The following is a 19,569-nucleotide window of genomic DNA, read 5'->3' on the forward strand; positions in this document are numbered from 1 at the left end:
ACCCTGCAAACCGGAAAATCACGCTTTATTAATTCAACAAGAAGCCGTGACCGGTTAATATCTTGAACGTTTGTTTTAAATACTTCAACCATTTTAAAATATTGCCTTACAAATATGCGCCGGACGCAGGCAATCAAAGGGGTGTAATTACGACAATCTAAGGGGTTGATTGCGACGCGCTTTAGCCATATTTTTGATATATGAAACACATATCAGTACTTATACCGCAGGGCGAAACCAGCCTCAGTAATATTGAGGCCACTTATAAAATGTTCACTAAAGTAAATGAAGCTTTAGAGCGTGTAAATAAAGCCCCATTGTTCAAAATTCAACTGATAGGGCTTAACAAATCCACCACTCTTAGTAATGGATTATTTACCATAAAACCGGAACTCACTATAAACGAAGTTTTCCATACTGATTTGATCATTATCCCCGCGGTACATGGCAACGTAAACAAAGTTTTAACTGATAACAGCGACTTTACGCCATGGATAATAAAACAATACCATAACGGTGCCGAAGTAGTATCGTTATGCATCGGCGCTTTTATATTAGCAGCAACCGGTTTATTAAAAGGCCGCAGCTGCACTACACACTGGCTCGCGGCTGATGAGTTCAGTAAGATGTTCCCAGATGTAAACCTGATGCCTTATAAAATAATTACCGATGAGAGCGGCATTTACACCAGCGGCGGAGCATACTCATCATTGAATCTGATACTTTATCTGGTTGAAAAATTTGCAGGTAGGGACATGGCAATTACCTCATCAAAAATATTCGAGATTGATTTTGAACGCAATACGCAATCATTATTTATGATCTTTCACGGGCAAAAAGACCATACCGATGAGGTGATAAAAAAAGCGCAGGAATATATTGAACAGCATTACTCTGATAAAATTACGGTAGATCAGTTAGCTTCTGCATTTGCAATAAGCCGCAGACACCTGGAGCGCAGATTTAAGAAGGCAACTTCAAATACAGTAGTAGAATATATGCAGCGTGTACGTATTGAAGCAGCCAAAATGGGGCTCGAAAAAATGCGCGAAAATGTTAACGAAGTAATGTTTAATGTGGGCTATACCGATACCAAAGCCTTCCGTACCATATTTAAAAAACTGACGGGACTGTCTCCCGTGGAATATCGGAATAAGTATTACAAAGAAGCGATTTCAGTAGCCTGATATGATGTGTCTGCACTTATCTTCTATTACATAAATTAAACGTGACATTACACCTACTTAATACGCCGTTGATAGCTTTACTGCAAATTATAGCTTGTAATGGCGACTTCACTTTTAACCTTCTTTATACCGCAGAATAAGGTTTTCTTCGGCCTGTTCAACCAAGCATCTGCTAACAACATAGAAATGGCCGATATGCTGTATAAAGCAGTAAGTGCGGAAGTACCGCATGAAGAAACATTATTGTTCAACCAGATAAATCGCTTAAAAATTAAGGGTAATGAATTAAAGCATCAGGTTTACCTGGAATCTGCTAAAGCTTTTGTTTCTCCTTTTGAACGTAATGATATGTATGCTTTGGCGTCGTCCATAAACAGTATATGCGATCACATCCATGTATCGTCGCGTCGTATCAGCCTTTACCGGTCAGACTACATCAGCACACCATCTGTAAAAGAGCTTTGCGGCCTGGTTATTGAAACCTGCATGGAACTGGACAAGGCAGTAAGGGGTTTGGACAACCTGATAAATTCAGATTTGATAATAGCATGCTGCAACAAAATCAAACAACTTGAACATTATGCCGACCAGGTTTGTGGAAAAGCAATATCTTCAATTATGATAAACGAAACCAACTCCGTTGAACTTATCAAATACACAGAAATTCTATCGGCTCTTGAAATAACTACCGATAAATGCGAAGATGCGACCCCTGTAATAGAAAGCATTATTATTAAAAACAAATAGTCACCTCTTTATTCATACTAAGCCGCTCAAACCAGGCTAAATATTCGCTTATCATTTTTTTATTACTAAAATTACGTATGTTGTAATCCCTGATATCATCGGATCTAAGTTGATAATAGTCAGGATTGTCTACTAATTTATTGAGGGATGATATCCATACTGCCGCATTACCCGATGGTAATAAAATGCCATTTTTATGGTCATGAATAGCGTCAGTAATGCCCCCAATGGCCGAAGCAAATACCTTTGCACCACATAGCCCGGCTTCCACACACACCAATCCAAATCCTTCAATATCTCCCTTAGCAGCAATATTAGGCATTACAAAACCTTCTGAAATGCTCAATACATTTAACATATCTTCCAATTCCAGCTTACCCATTCGTTTTAAGCGTGTTGCAAATAGCGGATCTGCAGATAGCTTTTCAAGTTCGCCCTCATCCGCAGGGAAACCTAAAAATAGTTCAAGTTTATTTTTGATGAGTGATGGTAATAAATTCATTATCCTTGCGCTCTTGCTTTTTTTATTGCCCACAGGACCAATCAACAGCAATAAAAAATCAGGATGTAATTCTGGCAAAACCTCTTTAATAAACCAGGAGAAACCCTTACGTTTAACCGGCCGGCCTATGGCAACCAATAAACGCCTGGTATTTATATCAATGCCAAATTTATGCTGCAGCATCTTCTGCGTGGTTATACCATCATATGAAGGCTTCATACTCTCATCCACGCCATTATTTACTACCACCACCCGCTTAGCCGCAATGCCTGCATTAATGCAAACCTGAGCGGTAGCATGGCTAACAGCAAACACGATTTCAAATCGGTTAAATTGCGGAACTATGTATTTTTGATAAATTTTATCAGGGAACACTATATCTAAACCATGTACTGTAACGGTTTTTTTTAGATGTTCATAACCTGAGTGCACAAGGCTACAGGACGCTATAAGGGCATCGTTGAAGTGTATGATGGAAATGCCCGGGTTTAATTTACATATGGCATTGATACGCCTGTTAAGTAAACGAAAAAAATTGAATTTGCTTTCTGTGCCATGATAAAGAATGCTGTGTGTTTTTACGTGACGGCCAACGCCATTTATTAGCTCAAAACTCTGCCTTTCCATACCACCAACAGAAGGCGGGTATTTATGACTAACAAATAAAATTTCCATTTTGCAATGGCAAGTTGCTTTACGGAGTAAATTAAACCACAGTTAACATATTCTTAACTGACATTGCGTTTATATCATCAAAATATGTTTCGGCCAGTTTATCCCAGCTAAAACCACTACTATAGGTTAGGCCCTCTTCTATAAATTGCTTTCGCAGATGGTGATGGTTAAGCACGAGTTGTATTTTTTCGAAGTAATCATTTTCATTTTCGGGCTCACATTTAAATCCGTTTACGCCTTGCTCAATAAAATCCTGCGAGCCCCCGCCATCTGCAATTACACAGGGTAAGCCGGATGCCATTGCCTCTAAAACTACATTACCGTATGCTTCGGAAACGGAAGGGAATAAAAACACATCAGCTGAAGCATATAATATTGCAAGTTCGTAATGAGAAATCGTTCCGGTAAATACCGCCTTTTTCATGTGATCTTCACATGCCTTCCGTGCCGTACCGTCACCCACTATCAGGAAATTAACCTTAACGTTCTTTTCCTGAAAAACATCATATATACGGAAAAGCGTTTCCAGGTTTTTCTCCCAAACCAAACGACTTGCGAACATAATAGTAGGTTTGTTGTTCCCCGTTAATTTTTTCATTTTTCTGGCATCTTTCTTTTCCGGCGAAAACAACTTGTTATCTATCCCGCGTTGCCATAATTTCATAACGGAAGGTTTTACACCCCATTCGCATAGTTCCTGTTGTATGCTTTTTGAAGGTATATACACCATATCACATTGGTTGTAAAAGTTTTTATGGCTGTCTGCAAGAATTTGTTTCGCCTTATTAATAAGAAACGGAACGTGTTTCAGATAGTAATTAAGGTAAGAGATAAAATGGGTGTGATAAATTGATATCACCGGCACTCCCCGCTCTTTAGCATAATTCAACCCAAAACTACCTAAAAATGAAGGGGTGGCTATATGTACTATATCCGGAGAAAAAGCCTCGAGTTTATCGTTAAGTTTAGTTTGGGACAGCACAGGCAATGCCATAGTGTAATTCGCATTTATTGGTAACGATACAGAGGGGATCTTCAAGCTCTCAAAATCATCTATCTGATCCGGTCCGGTGCCATAGATAAATAGAAAATCGAATCGAGCTTTATTTATCCGCCTTATTAACTGAAACATTGTCCGTACTGCGCCGTCAAAGTCTTCAATTAACATTTCTGCAAAAAACGCAACTTTAATTTTTTTCATCATTAGATGATATATTGTCGTTATCATGATCCACCGGTTTTATTTCCGATTCAATAACTTCCTTTTCAAACTTTTTTTCATCTCGTTGATTACGTACAACCAGCCATATTACCAAAATGGTTAATGCAAATAATACAATCCCTAAAACCCAATAATTAATTTCCATTTTTAAGTGATTATGCTAAAATTAATATTCAATTATTAAAGCATTATTAATTGAATATTACCCTTTTACAATAACAATTATGTTAACATTTGTTCTGTATGTTAACATAATAATAACATTGAATTAACTTGAACATAACATATCTTTGATATCAAATTGCAGATATGAAAAAACATAAAATAAAAATTTTAGCTAAAACGGCTAAAAAAGAAGCTCAGGAAAACTTAAGGTCAGCTATTGCGTCTGATTTAAAACAGATTACTGAAAAGCTGGGATTAAATGGTAAAAAAACAAACAAAGAAATAGCTAAGAGTGCCAAACATTTAGCTAAAAAGTTAGCTAAGGGTATCAAGATAGATAAAACTGCTTTGATGGAAATTGCTAATGAAAAACCTGCTAAAGCGCCGGCTACCGCCCCGACAGCCGATAAAGCTGAAGAAACACCAAAAGCCGCACCAGCTTCGGCAAATAAGGCAACGAACGCGACAACTCAAAAAACTGCACCGGCAAAACCGGCCGCTGCAAAAAAATAACAGATTAATGGTCCCGGAAAGCGGCTTGTTTGTAATTCAGGCTTGCCGCTTTTTAATTACTTTCACTTCCAGACTAAGCAGTTTACATATACTTCCTTATTATTTTTTGCTTAACAAACAATACCACTCGTCACAACTAAGGTTAATAAAATTAATATTAACAATCCTGTTTTCATTCCGTTCTTTGTTCTGTTCCGCTGGTGTGTATATACAAAACGGAACAAGCGGAACACCCTGTATATCAAATTATTAAACTTTATCTAACTAACAATAATTACACCCTCAACTTTATATAAATTCCACATAAATCTGATTAGCAGTTAATTAAAAAAAATTTAAAAAGTGTTCCGCTTTTTTGTAAAAAGATATTATGAAACCTGTTTATGCCCGCGATATGCTGTTTGTCTTTCGCTTAATATGCTATAAAAATTGATGTCGTGTAACTTTATTGTACCTGAAATATTTATTTGTATTATTTGTTAAAATAAAGATAACTTCAACCTAACTTTTAAACCAATTCTAATCCTTTTTTTTGCACGGTAGGTTAATGTTAACATAAGTTTGTTTTCTTATCGGATCTGCTTAAAAAACGATTGACCATTTTATACTAATTATTGCTCATCTGTTAATTCAATGATAGCTAAAAGCTCTTATTCGGATCAGGAATTGATCGCTTTTTTAAAGGCAGATCAGGCTTTTGCATTTAATGAAATTTATGACAGGTATTGGAAAACTCTTTTCGGAATTTCATATAACCGTTTAAAAGACATACAAGCTGCTGAGGATGTTGTACATGACGTGTTGCTTAGCATCTGGAACAACAGGGACAGGTTGGAAATAATTAATTTAAAAGCCTATCTGGCTACCGCTACAAAATACATGATTTTGCGGAAGCTACGCAAAGAGCAACACCAGATGAGCTATTTACAAGACCTGAAAGGTGTACCTGAGGCGGAAAGCGCCTCACTCGAAGATCGCTTGCATTATAAAAATATCCTCCTGATGCTGGAGGAAGAGATAGACTGTCTTCCTGAAAAATGTAAACTGGTATTCAAATATAGCCGCACTGAAAACTTATCAATCAAAGAAATTGCTGATAAATTAGAGATATCATCCAGCACGGTTGAAAACCACCTTAACAAAGCGCTCGGCAGGCTTCGCCTGGTGCTAAAGCACGCTAACACCACACTCTTCTCTTTTTTTTTATAAATATTTAATTATGGAATAGGTGCTAAGGGCCGGTAAGTACACTTACCTTAAAAGAACACATATGAACCCTGCTGAAAAATTGGCTAATGCCATTGATAATTACCTTAAAGGGACTGCCACACCTGAGGAAACGTCAATGGTTAACGAATGGTATTATTCTTTTAATGATGAAGAAGTAAATATACCCGCTCAATTTAAAGTGCTGCACTCCCGCATTGAGGAAAGACTAAAAAACAGGATATATGCAAGTACCGGTATCAAAGTAAACCACGTAAAGCCTTTTTATCAAACAAAAACCGCGCGTTTTGCTGTAGCAGCATCCATATTGTTATTTATAAGTGTCGGTCTGTATTTTAAATTAAAAACTGCTGCAGTTGACAAGACCAATCCTGCCCAAGTGGCGGCAAATGATGTTAAACCCGGGGGTAACAATGCTGTGCTTACCCTCGCTAATGGCGAAAAGATAAATCTTACCAGCACTAAAGTTGGCTATATAACCCAACAGGTCGGCAGCAAGTTATCAAAAACCAAAGATGGCCTTTTAACCTATAACGCTTCAGGGTCTGTGGCACATGATTCACCTATAAGTTACAATACCATTGAAACTCCAAATGGCGGCCAATATCAGGTCAACCTACCCGATGGAACGAAGGTTTGGCTAAACGCGGCATCTTACCTGAAATACCCTGTTCAGTTTACGGGTAGTACCCGAGAAGTGGAATTAAAAGGCGAAGGCTATTTTGAGGTGGCAAAAGATAAATCGAAACCATTCAGGGTAATTACCGACAAACAAACCATTCAGGTATTAGGAACGCATTTTAACATAAACAGTTATGCCGATGAACAATACGTTACTACCACCTTACTTGAGGGATCGGTAAAGGTATTACCTCAAAAACCTGACAGGGGTAACAAAGCGGCATTGCTGTTAAAGCCCGGCGAGCAGGCATTGATCGACGATCACACCGCACAGGTGAAGGCTGTTAACGTTGATAATTTTGTGGCATGGAAAAACGGCAACTTTATATTCGACGGGGAAGACCTGCACAGTATAATGCGTAAAATATCCCGATGGTATGATGTAAAGATCGAATACAAATATAATCCAAAGGATGCTTTGTTTACCGGTATTGTATCCCGGGCAAAAAGCCTTACCACATTATTACACGCGCTTGAAGCCACCGGCAAGGTACGGTTTAAGATATCCGCCGAACAAAAACTAACTACTGTATATAGTCCTGTAGATAACAACTCTAATTAATTAAAAATAAAGATGAAAAAGCCCACTTAAGCAAACCGTTTGTGGCTAAAAAAACCGGAGTGTTGGAGCACCCCGGTTACAATGTCCGGCCAATCAATATTGTCGCAACAACAAAAATTAATTATCAGCATAGCAATCCTTTAGTTAAAAAGGCCGGCTATGTAAAAACCAAACAACCAAATGTATGAAATTTTACACTTCCACTAAGGCACAGCTTAAAGCTTATCGGCCCGAACAATTTATCCGAATTATGAAGCTCACAACTATTATAATAATAACCTGCCTGCTACAAGTAAGCGCTGCGGGGTACGGACAAAAAATAACATTAAACGAAAAAGATGCTTCCTTATCCTCCGTTATCAGCAAGATCAGGCAACAAAGCGGATATGATTTTTTAGGCGATACCGAATTATTAAAAAAAGCGGGCCCTATTACCGTAAACGTTAAGAACGTTAGTATAACCGATGCCCTAACCGCTTGTTTTAACGGTCAGCCGATAACTTTTTCCATAACCGACAAAATTGTTGTTTTTAAGAGCAAGGCTCCTCCCGAAACCGATGTGGTAAAAACAACTATAGATATCACCGGTACCGTTTTAGATGAAACCGGGCAGCCCCTGCCGGGTGCCACTGTACAGGTAAAAGGCACAAACATTGTTACGGTTACCAATACCAACGGTACATTCTCTTTAAAAAATATAGACGAAGATGCAGTGTTATCGGTATCGTTTATCGGCTTTGCATCGCAAGAGGTTAAAGCAACCGCCATACTGAATATACAGCTAAAGCCATTGGTTAGCAGCTTGAACGATGTTGTAGTGGTTGGCTACGGAACTTTAAAAAAGCAAAATATATCCACCGCTATCTCCAGCGTTTCTTCTAAAACTATTGACAAATTATCAGTTAGCCGTGTAGAGCAAACGCTGCAGGGTACCGTTCCGGGTGTTTTGGTGCTAAACCAGAACGGACAGCCGGGCGATAAACCCATGATACGCATACGCGGAACCGGAACTAATAATGATCCTAATCCGCTTTACATAGTAGATGGCTTTCCGGTTAGCACTATAGAGTATCTTAATCCCGGCGATATTGACCGTATAGATGTTTTAAAAGATGCTGCATCTGCTGCGATATACGGAGCCCGCGGAGCTAACGGAGTTGTTTTAATTACCACAAAAACGGGTAAACCCGGCGCTACAACCCTAAGTTATGATGGGTATTATGGTGTGCAAAATACCTGGCGCAAATTGCCTGTACTAAATGCAACGCAATACGCCACCATGATGAACGAGGGAGCAATAAATGCCAACCCCACCAATCCCCTGCCTTATCCGGATCCGGCATCACTTGGCGAGGGTACCAACTGGCAGGATGCTCTGTTTCAGAAAAACGCCCCGATTTCCAACCATCAGTTTACAGCATCAGGCGGTACCGATAAGGGTACTTATCTGGCCGAATTCTCTTACTTCGATCAGCAGGGTGTAATTGGCGGCGATAATTCTAAATTTGACAGATATACCTTCAGACTAAATGTTGATCAGAAATTGAATAACTTTCTAAAGATCGGCACAAACCTGAATTATATTAACAGTAAACGAAACGCCATATTTGACAACGGCGATCAGGGAGGGCAGGTTTTAGGTAATGCCGTAAATATTGATCCTATCACTCCACTTTACGAAACCGATCCGGCTAAATTAGCAGCATATAATGTAAACGCAGTTACTAACGGCACGCAGGTTTATGGCATATCGCCCTTAGCTACGTTTCCGAACCCGCTGGCGCAGATAGCCATTTTGAACGGCACTAATAAAATTGATAAGCTGATAGGAAATGCATATGCTGAATTAAGTATCTATAAAGATCTTAAGTTCAGAAGCTCATACGGAATGGATCTGGGGAACTATAACAGTTCAAGCTACAGGCCGCCATACTACCTGCTGCCAACCTCCGTGCAAAACTATTCAACGGTAAGTACAAGCTTTGCCAGAGAGTACTCCTGGCAAATAGAAAACGTGCTATCCTATTCACACGATTTTAATAAACACAATATTCAGGTGGTGGCCGGGCAGTCGGCTTTTAAATACACATATGAGAATCTGGGTGGGTCCCGAAACGACCCTGCACCTATTGATCCGAACCTTGCATACCTGGATGTTGCTACTGACATTACTTCCAGCAAAAACAATGGCGGTGCCGATACCAGAACATTAGCCTCATACTTCGGCAGACTGGCATATAATTATGATGATAAGTATTTGCTGTCAGGTGTTATCCGTCGCGATGGTTCTTCGCGTTTTGGCCGCAATCATCCCTATGCAGTGTTTCCGTCGGTTTCCGGTGCCTGGATCGTTTCCAAAGAAGATTTCTTTAAATCATCATTTATTTCCTTTTTAAAATTACGCGCTTCATGGGGTCAGAATGGTAACGAAAGCCTTGGCAGTTCATTCCCATGGGCTTCTACTATTGTTACCGGGAACAACGGTTATACGTTTTTAGATAACGGCACAGAGTACCTGGCCAGTGGTGCATCATTGGGAGCCATAGCCAACCCCGATCTTAAATGGGAGACCAGCGAACAAACGGACTTTGGCATTGATATTAATTTACTGAACGACAAGATATCCATCTCTTCAGACTACTATGTAAAAACCACCAAAGACCTGCTCATCCGCCCAAATATACTTGCGAGTGTAGGCTACTCTGCCCCTTATGTTAATGGCGGAAATGTACAAAACAAAGGGATTGAATTGGGGATAACTTATAACGACAAGATTGGTAAGGATGTTGGCCTTAACCTATCGTTTAACATATCACACAATGTTAATAAAGTTACCCAGATCAATAATACAGCACAGGCTATACCAGGTGCGGGCTACATTAGCTTAGGAAGCATAACACGCATGGCTGTGGGTGAGCCTATAGGCTATTTTTGGGGACAGCGAACTGCGGGGATCTTCCAAACTCAACAGGAAGTGGATGCTTATACATTTACCAATGCTGATGGCACCACCAAAAAGATACAACCGAATGCAAAACCCGGAGATCTTAAATTCATTGATGCGAATGGTGATGGTGTGATTAACGACCTGGACCGTACAAATATCGGCGATCCTAACCCTAAATACATCACCGGCTTTACGGCGAATGTTACTTACAAAAATTTCGACTTCAGCTTTTTTGCTATTGGCATGTTCGGTCAAAAGATCTTCAACGGTAACTACAGGTTTGATAAAACAGTATCCAACTTACCTGCTACCATGCTTGACCATTGGACCCCTGATAACACGGATGCTAAATTCCCGAGATTTATTAGTACCGACCCTAATAAAAACTACGCTACCGTATCTGATCTGCTGCTGGAAAACGGATCATTTGTGCGCGTAAAAAACATCCAGTTAGGCTATTCGCTTCCAACCAATTTAATAAGAAGAGCAAAACTAAGCAGGCTGAGGTTATTTGCAGCTGTGGACAATGCCTTTACCATAACAAAATATACAGGGTTCGATCCGGAGCTTGGGGCAACCAGTCCGTTATCATTAGGAATTGACAGAGGCGTTTACCCGCAATCCAGAACATTCAGGTTCGGCATAAATGCTAAATTATAAGTTGTTCAGTCAAAAGAAAATTTTTATGAAATCAATAAATAAAAAACAGTTCGGCATATTTGCCATTTTACTGCTCATTTTAACAGCGGGGTGTAAAAAATCATTCCTGGAAGTTTCTCCCCCTTCTCAAATTGAGGAGAGCAATTTCTTTAAAACAGAGTTACAGGCCAACCAGGCACTTGCAGGTGTTTACCATGTACTGCAATGGGGTAATATCAATCAAGGGCACACCCCGTTAATGGGCTGGGCCGAAGCTGCATCTGATGATGCATACGCAGGAGGTGGCAGCTCATCTGACGCTGTTGGTGTAAAGGGTCTTGATAATTTTAAAGCAACAGCCGCCGCACCATTTAATGCTAACGACGGCACCTACGGCAGCGTTTGGAGTATATACTTCCAGGGTATTGCACGAGCTAACACTTATTTAGCTAACGTAGACCGTGTAGAGGCAAGCGATGATTTTAAAAACGAAACCGCCGCTGAGGCTAAATTTTTAAGGGCGCATTTTTACTTTGATCTTTTTAAATGGTTTGAAAACGTACCACTGATTACCACACAGCAAACACCTGATGAATATAATCAACCTCAGGCCCCTACTCAGGATGTGCTTAATCAAATAGCTAAGGATTTAACAGATGCCATGGTATACTTACCTAAAAAATCTTTAAAGGCAAATAACGGTCATGCAACTTATTGGGCAGCTTCTGCCTTACTTGCCCGGGTTTATTTATATGGTAAAGGTGTTTACGGCACTGAATTAACCGTAGGCGGAACTACTATTGATGCCGCCAAGATACGTACCAACCTGGATGAAATTATTAACAACGGCGGCTTCAACCTGATACCTTCCTACTCAGATGTTTGGAGAAAAGCCAATGAGATGGGTGTGGAATCGGTATGGGAGGTTGATTGCAGCAGCCTGGCTTATATGACGGGCAGCACCAGCGATCAGTACAAAGCCCAGGGAAACTATAACGTACTATATTTTGGTCCGCGTGGCGTTAACGGCAACCCTTATACAGCAGGCTTTAGCAATGCCATCCCCACAGAGGCATTATACGAGGAATTTGAAACCACCCCGACAGTTGATCCGCGGAGGGCAGCTACTATCCTGGTATTAAAATCGGCAGCTGATGCACCCGGCCTGATTAAAGGCTGGCAGCATACCGGCTACTTCAATAATAAATATAATACCACAAGCGAATATTTAACCAGTTCCGGCCTTTCATCCATTAACTGGGCACAAAACATTCACGTCATTCGTTTTTCAGATGTGTTATTAATGGCCGCCGAGTTAAACATTGGTGTGGACCAGGCAAAGGCGGACGCTTACCTGAACAGAGTGCGTACAAGGGCCGGAATGCCAAACCGTACAGCAACCATTGATAATATAAGGCATGAACGACGCGTAGAGTTTGGCGGGGAAGGTGTACGTTACTGGGATCTGCTACGTTACGGATTGCCGTATGCAAAACAAAAAATTAACGAATCGAGCCTTGTGGGGCCCTATTATAACGGTACAACAACTGTTGGCGGTCCTGTAGTATTTACCGCCGGCGCTAACACACCTGCCAATGGTTATGTAATGGCTTGGGATGACTCCAAGCGGGGGCATTTACCTATACCACCATCGCAGGTAATTCTGTCTAATGGTGTGTTAAAGCAAAACCCCGGCTATTAGCATTCCATTTAATAAACAATACAAACAGCCGTCCCGGGTAGTCCCGGGACGGCTGTTTTGTAATTGATTTATTTTAAACTTTTTACTATTAATTAACAGCTATAAAAACCAAACCAACTAAAGATATTTTCGCTTTGAGTCCGAAATTCAAAGACCTATTCCAATACCAGATGTCCATAAGGTTAAAATTCTTCCACCGCCTAAAGAGTAGTTGAAAAATTTTTAAAAAAAACCCTTTAGATAAATCTAAAGGGTTTTTTTTAATTGTTACCAAGGATGGGTAATTTAGTGGTCCCGACGAGAATCGAACTCATATCTAGAGTTTAGGAAACTCCTATTCTATCCGTTGAACTACGGGACCTGTATATTGCTGCAAATGTGCGAATTTTGATTGAGTTCTTCAAACACATTCGCATATCTGTAGTTTGTAAATTAGTTAGCCGGTTATCGTATTACCGCACCGTTTGGCATGGCATCTGTTGGGGATACAAAACTAAGTTTACCTTCGGCATTTTCAGCCATTAAGATCATTCCCTGCGATACAATGCCTTTTATTTCGCGTGGCTCCAAATTCACTAAAATACTAACCTGTTTACCTATTATATTTTCGGGTTCGTAATGTTCCGCTATGCCTGACACCACCGTGCGCTGGTCGATACCCGTATCAATAGTTAATTTAAGTAGTTTTTTTGTTTTTACCACCTTTTCAGCTGTCAGGATGGTACCTGTGCGGATATCCATTGCAGCAAACGCATCAAAGTTGATATTAGCTTTGGCCGGGATAGTTTTCATTTCAACCGGTACGGCAGCTTGCTTTTTATCCGCAAGTTTTTGTATTTGTAATTCTATTGCCCCGTCCTCTACTTTTTCAAATAATAGTGCGGCTGCATTTAGTTGATGCCCGTTGTTAAATACCATCTCCTGATCAAACATTACCACCTCATCCGGGTATTTAAGCATTCCTAATATCTTTTTAGCCGTATGCGGTAAAAACGGTTGTAGGCAAGTGGCCAAATGGCCTATCAATATCAGGTTGTTGTGCAGGGCGTTTTTAGCAGCTTCAGGATCTGTTTTAATTGTTTTCCAGGGTTCCTGTTCAGTAAGGTATCTATTACCCATCCTGGCTATATCCATCACATTTTGCATAGCTGCGCGAAAACGATAGCTCTCCAGGTTTTTTCCCAGTTCATCATAATAACCGCCAAGCTCTGCATCAAGTGCAGCGTCGGTTAATTTAATGGCATCTGAGGTGCTCTCTACCCTGCCGCCGTAGTATTTATGCATCAGTATCATTACACGGTTCACGTAGTTGCCTAATATAGCTACCAGTTCATTGTTTACACGTGCCTGGTAATCTTTCCAGGTAAATTCACTATCGCTGGTTTCTGGCAGTATGGAGGTAAGCACATAACGCAGCTCATCCTGCTTACCGGGGAACTCCTCCAAATATTCATGCAGCCAAACAGCATGGTTACGCGAAGTAGAAAGCTTATCGCCCTCTAAATTTAAAAACTCATTAGCGGGAACGTTTTGCGGCAGTACATAATCGCCATGTGCCTTCAATATGGCCGGGAATATGATGCAATGAAAAACTATATTATCCTTACCTATAAAATGGATCAAACAGGTGTCATCTGCAGCATCTGGTTGCTTTTTCCAATATTGCTGCCAGTCCTTGCCGCTATCCTGGGCCCATTGTTTGGTGGCTGATATATAACCTATAGGGGCATCCATCCAAACGTAAAGCTTTTTCCCTTTTGCTTCCTGCAGGGGCACATCAATCCCCCAATCCAGATCCCGGGTCATGGAGCGCGGCTGCAAGCCTGATTTTAGCCAGGAGCGGCATTGTCCAAAAACATTTACCTTCCATTCTCCGTCCTTTTCATCTATCCATTTCTCCAGCCAGGGTTGGTATTTATCCAATGGCAAATACCAATGTTTAGTGGGTTTTAAAACAGGTTCTTTTTTACTTAATGTAGATACCGGGTTAATAAGGTCTGTTGGGTTTAACGACGATCCACAGTTTTCGCATTGGTCGCCATAAGCATGTTCGTACCCGCAAACAGGGCAGGTACCGGTAATGTATCTGTCAGCCAAAAACTGATCATATTCCTCATCAAAATACTGTTCAGAATATTTTTCTATGAACTCCCCTTTCTCATACAGATTAAGAAAAAACTCCTGAGAAAGATCGTGATGTATAGCTGATGATGTACGGTGATAAATATCAAATGATATACCGAATTCCTCGAAGCTTCCTTTTATCTGGTTATGATATTTATCAATTATGGCTTGTGGTGTAGTGCCTTCTTTTTTAGCTCGTATGGTGATTGCCGCACCATGTTCGTCGGAACCGCATATATACACCACATCCTTTTTCATTAATCGCAGATAGCGCACAAAAATATCTGCAGGCAAATAGGCTCCTGCCAGGTGGCCAATATGCAACGGTCCGTTTGCATATGGCAAGGCAGAAGTGATGGTGTATCTTTTAAATTTATTAAGTTGCGACATTAAAACAAGTATGTATATTAATTTGCAAAGATAATTTTTTTAACCAAGAATTTTGGGAAACAGTATATAGGCAAAGAGCGTATTACCTTTAATTTTTCGTTAGCTTTAAGCTGATCAGTACACATTTTATAAAAGCACATGTCATTATTAGATCCAACCGATAAAAACATAATACCACCCTATCTTAAAAATGGAGATAAGATAGCTATAACCTGCCCTGCCAAAAAGTTGCCTATCCCCATGACGGATGCCATAAATTTGTTGAATAGCTGGGGGCTTGAGGTTGTTTTGGGGGAAACCGTAACTGCATCGTACCACCAGTTTGCCGGCGATGATGAACTGAGGGCCAAAGATATGCAGCGATTTATTAATGACGACAGCGTTAAAGCCATTATTGCAGCGCGAGGCGGCTATGGAACTATACGAATGGTTGACCTCGTGGATTTTAGCCGCCTTAAAACAAACCCAAAGTGGCTGATCGGCTTTAGCGATATTACTTTATTGCATGCACATATCATAAGCAATTATAATATAGCCTGCATACACGGCCAGATGCCTCTTAACATACCAGACGCTTCTTCAGGTTCTTTAGATACTTTACGCAGGGCCTTATTTGGCGAAGAGCTTTCTTATAAGTTGCAGTTTAATCCATTTAATCGTATAGGAGAATCGACCGGCGTTTTAATTGGTGGAAACCTTTCATTATTAGTCGCTATAAATGGATCTGTTTCTGATATGGATTATAATGATAAAATATTGTTTATTGAAGATGTCGGAGAATACTATTACGCAATCGACAGAATGTTGCGATGCCTTAAACGCTCAGGTAAACTTAAAAGCTTGAAGGGGCTGATCGTTGGCAGCTTCTCGGCATTAAAAGACAACGATATCCCCTTTGGCCAAACCCTGCCCGAGATGGTAATGGATGTAGTAAGAGAATATGATTATCCGGTGTGTTTCGATTTCCCGGCGGGTCATATTGAGGATAACTGCAGCTTGATATTAGGAAAAAAAATAAAGTTATCGGTATCAAATAGTGATGTAACCCTAAATATATATAGTTAGGAATTTGTTTGCATATTAGCTTAAAATATGTTAACTGTTTTTCATTAATATGAAATGAGGCAGACTTGCAAAAATATCTGCCTCATAAGCTATATTAGTAGGAAACCAATCCAGAATATGATTGACTATTATTATTTCCATCATAAAAAATAATAGTAACTCCAACACCGTCATTTGTGGGCCCATAATCCGATCCCCATGTACAGGTATTAGGGATATGATTTTTTAATGTCACAGGTATATTATCTTCCTTCAACGCTGTCACAAACCCTGAAGTTCCTCCGGCATTATCACATGTTGCCTCATAATCATGTCCGTTTAAAATAAAGTATACAATGAAATTACTTATCTCAGACTTAGTTACTTTAGATTCCTTGTTTCCGTCCTCCGCTTTAGAAGGAAAAAATGGCGTAATAATCATTACAAGAGCAATGGATAAAATAAACTTTTTCATAATAATTTCCTTAAAGTTAATATTTAATATATTAAACAATTATAAAGTAATTTTTTAACTATTACAAATATTTTTTCTTTATGATCAATTAATATCGCACAAAAAAACCCGCTCTATATGAGCGGGTTTTTATTAAACTTAATTTAATTAGTCTCTTGGGCCCTGATAGGTCCATGTTTCATTAAATGTAGTTCTTATAGTTGTACCCGGTTGTAATAAGAAGTATTTAACCTTAAATACACAACCCGGAGTTCCAGGAGTTCCTGAAGTTATTTTATTTTCACCTGTAGGGTCAATAGCAGCAGACCTTCCGTTACCTGCAGGCTGACCATAAATATTTACCACACTGGTAATTTTACCGCTATCATCAAAGGTAAATACCGGTGAAAATGAGCCATAGCCAGAAACATTACCGCCACTTTTTATCATGTGAATATAGGTACCGAAGTAAACCGGATCAAATGCCGCAATAGCAGTAGCAGATTGTGTGATCATTTGATAATCATAAGGATAAAAACCTGTAAGTGACGCTGTAGTGTTGTCCACCATTGTTCCGGTCGAGGTCCAGATTCCATCATATTTGTTTTTAGCATTTACAGCAACCAAAATTGTTCCATAATTGCTGCTGATGTTACCTGATGATACAGATGCGATGCGCAAAGGTAAAATATAGCTTTCATTCAAATCAAAGTTGGCCGTTTTAAAAGTTACATCAATAACTGCCTTTCTTTCACCACTTTTTATAGTTACCGATGAAGGTAAAGTATATACCGATGCAGGCATTAATGAATAACTGGTCCCGTTTGCATCATTGTAGGCATCAATGGCCGCAGGGTCAACATCCAGGTTAACTGTGATATCGCTTGGCGCGTTAGAAGGGCCTGAATAATTTACAGCAAACTGTGACGGAACTCCTGCCGGATCAATATCAAATGCCCTGGCATACAAGGTATAACCGCCGCCGCTACCCGACGGATTATCGGTAATGGTTGAAAATTCCACTACTGATGGAGACTTATCCGGATCTAACACCAGATTTTTGTTTTTTAAGCAAGATGACAGCCCTAACAGTGAAACTGACAAAATCGCTAAACTTATATATTTTTTCATATCTTCTATATTTAAACTTTATCTATTAATTAAGATCCCAGAATATACGTGAAGTAAACGCGTCAATACCTGAAGGTGCATTTGTTCCGTTTACAGCATACTCACTTGCAGGGTACAATACTCTAACCGGCAATTTATCTGCACGTGGAGAGATTGATTGTAACGATGCAATTGAAGTGGCAGCGTGACCGGCAGGCACAGGATCAGATTTCGGATAAGTTGTCCTTCTGAAATCAGCCCAGCCTTCGTATGAAGTTATATAATTCATAGCTATCCATTTTTGGGTGATGATAGCTTCTAAACGTTGAGCATCAGTAGTTGCAACACCTATGTTTACAAGATAATTACCTGTATTATCAGCTAAGTAACCATCAACATCATCTTGCACAACCTCACCCGGATATATTGCACCACTTGCATTTCTTAATAAATAATCAAAAGAAGCTGTTATACCTTTATTAAAATTGGTAGCTAATGATCCGGAAGATACTATACCTATAAGGTTACCTTCAGCTTGAAGGAAATAACTTTCAGATGCGAGCATAATTGGCATAGCAGCAGTAGGACCTTTTAAGATACCATAACCATTATGGCTGGAGTTTGTAGCTGTGGAAGCCGAAGTTCCATCGTCCACAAGTGCCAACCATGGGCTACCACTTGGAGATGTAGGAGCATCTGAACCAGTGTAACCTAATTGGTTACCTGTAGTCCCACTTCTGTAAACAAGAATTCGCCTTAAGCCATCAGCTGTTTTTGTTGTATAAAAGCCTACCGCATATTTTGTAGGAACTTCAGCAAGCTGTGAAGCCGTATTAGTTGCACTAAATGCATAAGAGTTCCATGCAGGATTTTGCTTGCCGGCTTGTGCCGCATATCCCGGGTTGATGCTTACGTCAATTGTAGTGAATGGATAAGCATTTAGTGTGGCTTTCTCTGCATTATAAACAGAAGCTAATGCCGGTACGTTTTGAATACGTAATAATAAGCGCAATTTAATGGTGTTCGCAAATGCGATCCAGTTCGACATATCCTTACCACCTTTATCAAGGCTGGTAACGTCTATTTTACCATTCACACCTGACCCTACAGAAATAGTATTATCAGTAGCGGCAATACTAAAGCTTGTTAATGCGGTGTCCAATTGCTTAAAAAGATCGGTGTAAATGTCCTCAGCCTTATCATAACTTGGGGTAAGGTTACCTAAACCTTTAACAGCCTGAGTATATGGAACATCACCATAAACGTCAACTAAACGCTGATAAGCAAAAACACGCATGGTTCTGGCAATAGCGTTAAAGTTTTTGTCATTACCATCTGTGGTACTATTGTTAATTATATACTGATAATCGTTTATGTTCTCGTAACTGTTAGACCATAAATCGGTTTTATCATTTGTGGTATAATTATAGGTTAAATCCGAACCGAAACCGCCGTAGCCACCTGCATTAGCCTGGAAACCACCCACCCAAGCTCCATAATTGTTGAAATTAACAGTGGTTGCAGCCGTAGCCGCCAATGCTTGCGGCAACACCAGGTCAACCGAGGTTGAAGTCGGGTTATTTGGATTTGTTTCATTTACATCCAAAAACTTGTTACATGAGGTTGATGATATCACCAGCCCGCATAAAATTATGTTAAATATCTTTCTCATTTGCTT

At 39.9% G+C, this 19,569-nt stretch carries 15 protein-coding genes and 1 tRNA gene; 8 read left to right on the top strand and 8 right to left on the bottom strand.

The genetic code is table 11. The features are described from left to right. Positions 1-200 precede the first annotated feature (200 nt). Together I5M19_RS11320 and I5M19_RS11325 are read left to right on the top strand one after the other, a co-directional pair. Entirely contained in the window at positions 201-1,187 is a 987-nt protein-coding gene (locus tag I5M19_RS11320; RefSeq protein ID WP_200066444.1) for a GlxA family transcriptional regulator, read from the top strand. Between the two features lie 99 nt (positions 1,188-1,286). Next, a complete protein-coding gene (locus I5M19_RS11325) occupies positions 1,287-1,934 on the top strand; it encodes a DUF47 domain-containing protein (protein WP_200066445.1) in 648 nt (215 codons plus the stop codon). Here I5M19_RS11325 and I5M19_RS11330 read toward each other — a convergent pair. From I5M19_RS11330 to I5M19_RS11340, 3 genes are read right to left on the bottom strand one after another with little or no spacing between them, the layout of a single operon-like run. Continuing rightward, positions 1,921-3,111, bottom strand: coding sequence for a glycosyltransferase family 4 protein (locus I5M19_RS11330; RefSeq protein ID WP_200066446.1), 1,191 nt, complete (start codon positions 3,109-3,111; stop codon positions 1,921-1,923). The two genes, I5M19_RS11325 and I5M19_RS11330, sit on opposite strands and share 14 nt — an antisense overlap. A 31-nt stretch (positions 3,112-3,142) precedes the next feature. Continuing rightward, complete coding sequence (locus I5M19_RS11335) at positions 3,143-4,315, bottom strand: glycosyltransferase family 4 protein (RefSeq protein WP_235985828.1); 1,173 nt, start codon at positions 4,313-4,315, stop codon at positions 3,143-3,145. Beyond that, a complete protein-coding gene (locus tag I5M19_RS11340) occupies positions 4,299-4,478 on the bottom strand; it encodes a hypothetical protein (RefSeq protein ID WP_200066447.1) in 180 nt (59 codons plus the stop codon). Before I5M19_RS11340 ends, I5M19_RS11335 begins: the two co-directional genes overlap by 17 nt. A gap of 164 nt (positions 4,479-4,642) precedes the next feature. Between I5M19_RS11340 and I5M19_RS11345 the strand changes: the two genes are divergently transcribed. The 5 genes from I5M19_RS11345 (at position 4,643) to I5M19_RS11365 (ending at position 12,769) form a co-directional block, all read left to right on the top strand. Next, a complete protein-coding gene (locus I5M19_RS11345) occupies positions 4,643-5,011 on the top strand; it encodes a hypothetical protein (RefSeq protein ID WP_200066448.1) in 369 nt (122 codons plus the stop codon). 633 nt (positions 5,012-5,644) lie between these two features. Beyond that, entirely contained in the window at positions 5,645-6,220 is a 576-nt protein-coding gene (locus I5M19_RS11350; RefSeq protein ID WP_200066449.1) for an RNA polymerase sigma factor, read from the top strand. 61 nt (positions 6,221-6,281) lie between these two features. Beyond that, positions 6,282-7,481 carry a FecR family protein gene (locus I5M19_RS11355; RefSeq protein ID WP_200066450.1) on the top strand — a complete coding sequence of 400 codons (1,200 nt, stop codon included), beginning with the start codon at positions 6,282-6,284 and terminating at the stop codon, positions 7,479-7,481. A gap of 250 nt (positions 7,482-7,731) precedes the next feature. Then, positions 7,732-11,088 (top strand): TonB-dependent receptor, encoded by a 3,357-nt coding sequence (locus I5M19_RS11360; protein WP_200066451.1) that lies wholly within the window; start codon positions 7,732-7,734, stop codon positions 11,086-11,088. A gap of 25 nt (positions 11,089-11,113) precedes the next feature. Further along, on the top strand, positions 11,114-12,769 hold the full coding sequence (locus I5M19_RS11365) for a RagB/SusD family nutrient uptake outer membrane protein (RefSeq protein ID WP_200066452.1): 1,656 nt from the start codon (positions 11,114-11,116) through the stop codon (positions 12,767-12,769). Positions 12,770-13,058: 289 nt separating this feature from the next. Here the strand turns inward: I5M19_RS11365 and I5M19_RS11370 are convergent. Beyond that, positions 13,059-13,130, bottom strand: a tRNA-Arg gene (locus I5M19_RS11370). A gap of 83 nt (positions 13,131-13,213) precedes the next feature. Beyond that, complete coding sequence (metG, locus tag I5M19_RS11375; RefSeq protein WP_200066453.1) at positions 13,214-15,283, bottom strand: methionine--tRNA ligase; 2,070 nt, start codon at positions 15,281-15,283, stop codon at positions 13,214-13,216. Positions 15,284-15,421: 138 nt separating this feature from the next. Here metG and I5M19_RS11380 point away from each other — a divergent pair, with 138 nt between their 5' ends. Then, positions 15,422-16,348 (top strand): S66 peptidase family protein, encoded by a 927-nt coding sequence (locus tag I5M19_RS11380; RefSeq protein WP_200066454.1) that lies wholly within the window; start codon positions 15,422-15,424, stop codon positions 16,346-16,348. Positions 16,349-16,442: 94 nt separating this feature from the next. On the opposite strand, the gene I5M19_RS11385 is transcribed toward I5M19_RS11380, so the two are convergent. The 3 genes from I5M19_RS11385 to I5M19_RS11395 all read right to left on the bottom strand — a co-directional run bounded on the left by I5M19_RS11385 (position 16,443) and on the right by I5M19_RS11395 (position 19,563). Further along, positions 16,443-16,802 carry a hypothetical protein gene (locus I5M19_RS11385; RefSeq protein WP_200066455.1) on the bottom strand — a complete coding sequence of 120 codons (360 nt, stop codon included), beginning with the start codon at positions 16,800-16,802 and terminating at the stop codon, positions 16,443-16,445. A 147-nt stretch (positions 16,803-16,949) separates the two neighbouring features. Beyond that, positions 16,950-17,912 (bottom strand): DUF1735 domain-containing protein, encoded by a 963-nt coding sequence (locus I5M19_RS11390; protein WP_200066456.1) that lies wholly within the window; start codon positions 17,910-17,912, stop codon positions 16,950-16,952. 25 nt (positions 17,913-17,937) lie between these two features. Beyond that, positions 17,938-19,563 carry a SusD/RagB family nutrient-binding outer membrane lipoprotein gene (locus I5M19_RS11395; protein ID WP_200066457.1) on the bottom strand — a complete coding sequence of 542 codons (1,626 nt, stop codon included), beginning with the start codon at positions 19,561-19,563 and terminating at the stop codon, positions 17,938-17,940. Between the last annotated feature and the right edge of the window lie 6 nt (positions 19,564-19,569).

This window comes from Mucilaginibacter segetis, from assembly GCF_016522075.1.
GTDB lineage: Bacteria > Bacteroidota > Bacteroidia > Sphingobacteriales > Sphingobacteriaceae > Mucilaginibacter > Mucilaginibacter segetis.

Coding starts and splice junctions, on each gene's coding strand:
- I5M19_RS11385 (WP_200066455.1), bottom strand. CDS start 16,802: ATGAAAAAGTTTATTTTATCCATTGCTCTTGTAATGATTATTACGCCA.
- I5M19_RS11345 (WP_200066448.1), top strand. CDS start 4,643: ATGAAAAAACATAAAATAAAAATTTTAGCTAAAACGGCTAAAAAAGAA.
- I5M19_RS11350 (WP_200066449.1), top strand. CDS start 5,645: ATGATAGCTAAAAGCTCTTATTCGGATCAGGAATTGATCGCTTTTTTA.
- I5M19_RS11380 (WP_200066454.1), top strand. CDS start 15,422: ATGTCATTATTAGATCCAACCGATAAAAACATAATACCACCCTATCTT.
- I5M19_RS11355 (WP_200066450.1), top strand. CDS start 6,282: ATGAACCCTGCTGAAAAATTGGCTAATGCCATTGATAATTACCTTAAA.
- I5M19_RS11365 (WP_200066452.1), top strand. CDS start 11,114: ATGAAATCAATAAATAAAAAACAGTTCGGCATATTTGCCATTTTACTG.
- I5M19_RS11325 (WP_200066445.1), top strand. CDS start 1,287: ATGGCGACTTCACTTTTAACCTTCTTTATACCGCAGAATAAGGTTTTC.
- I5M19_RS11395 (WP_200066457.1), bottom strand. CDS start 19,563: ATGAGAAAGATATTTAACATAATTTTATGCGGGCTGGTGATATCATCA.
- I5M19_RS11320 (WP_200066444.1), top strand. CDS start 201: ATGAAACACATATCAGTACTTATACCGCAGGGCGAAACCAGCCTCAGT.
- I5M19_RS11360 (WP_200066451.1), top strand. CDS start 7,732: ATGAAGCTCACAACTATTATAATAATAACCTGCCTGCTACAAGTAAGC.
- I5M19_RS11335 (WP_235985828.1), bottom strand. CDS start 4,315: ATGATGAAAAAAATTAAAGTTGCGTTTTTTGCAGAAATGTTAATTGAA.
- I5M19_RS11330 (WP_200066446.1), bottom strand. CDS start 3,111: ATGGAAATTTTATTTGTTAGTCATAAATACCCGCCTTCTGTTGGTGGT.
- metG (WP_200066453.1), bottom strand. CDS start 15,283: ATGTCGCAACTTAATAAATTTAAAAGATACACCATCACTTCTGCCTTG.
- I5M19_RS11340 (WP_200066447.1), bottom strand. CDS start 4,478: ATGGAAATTAATTATTGGGTTTTAGGGATTGTATTATTTGCATTAACC.
- I5M19_RS11390 (WP_200066456.1), bottom strand. CDS start 17,912: ATGAAAAAATATATAAGTTTAGCGATTTTGTCAGTTTCACTGTTAGGG.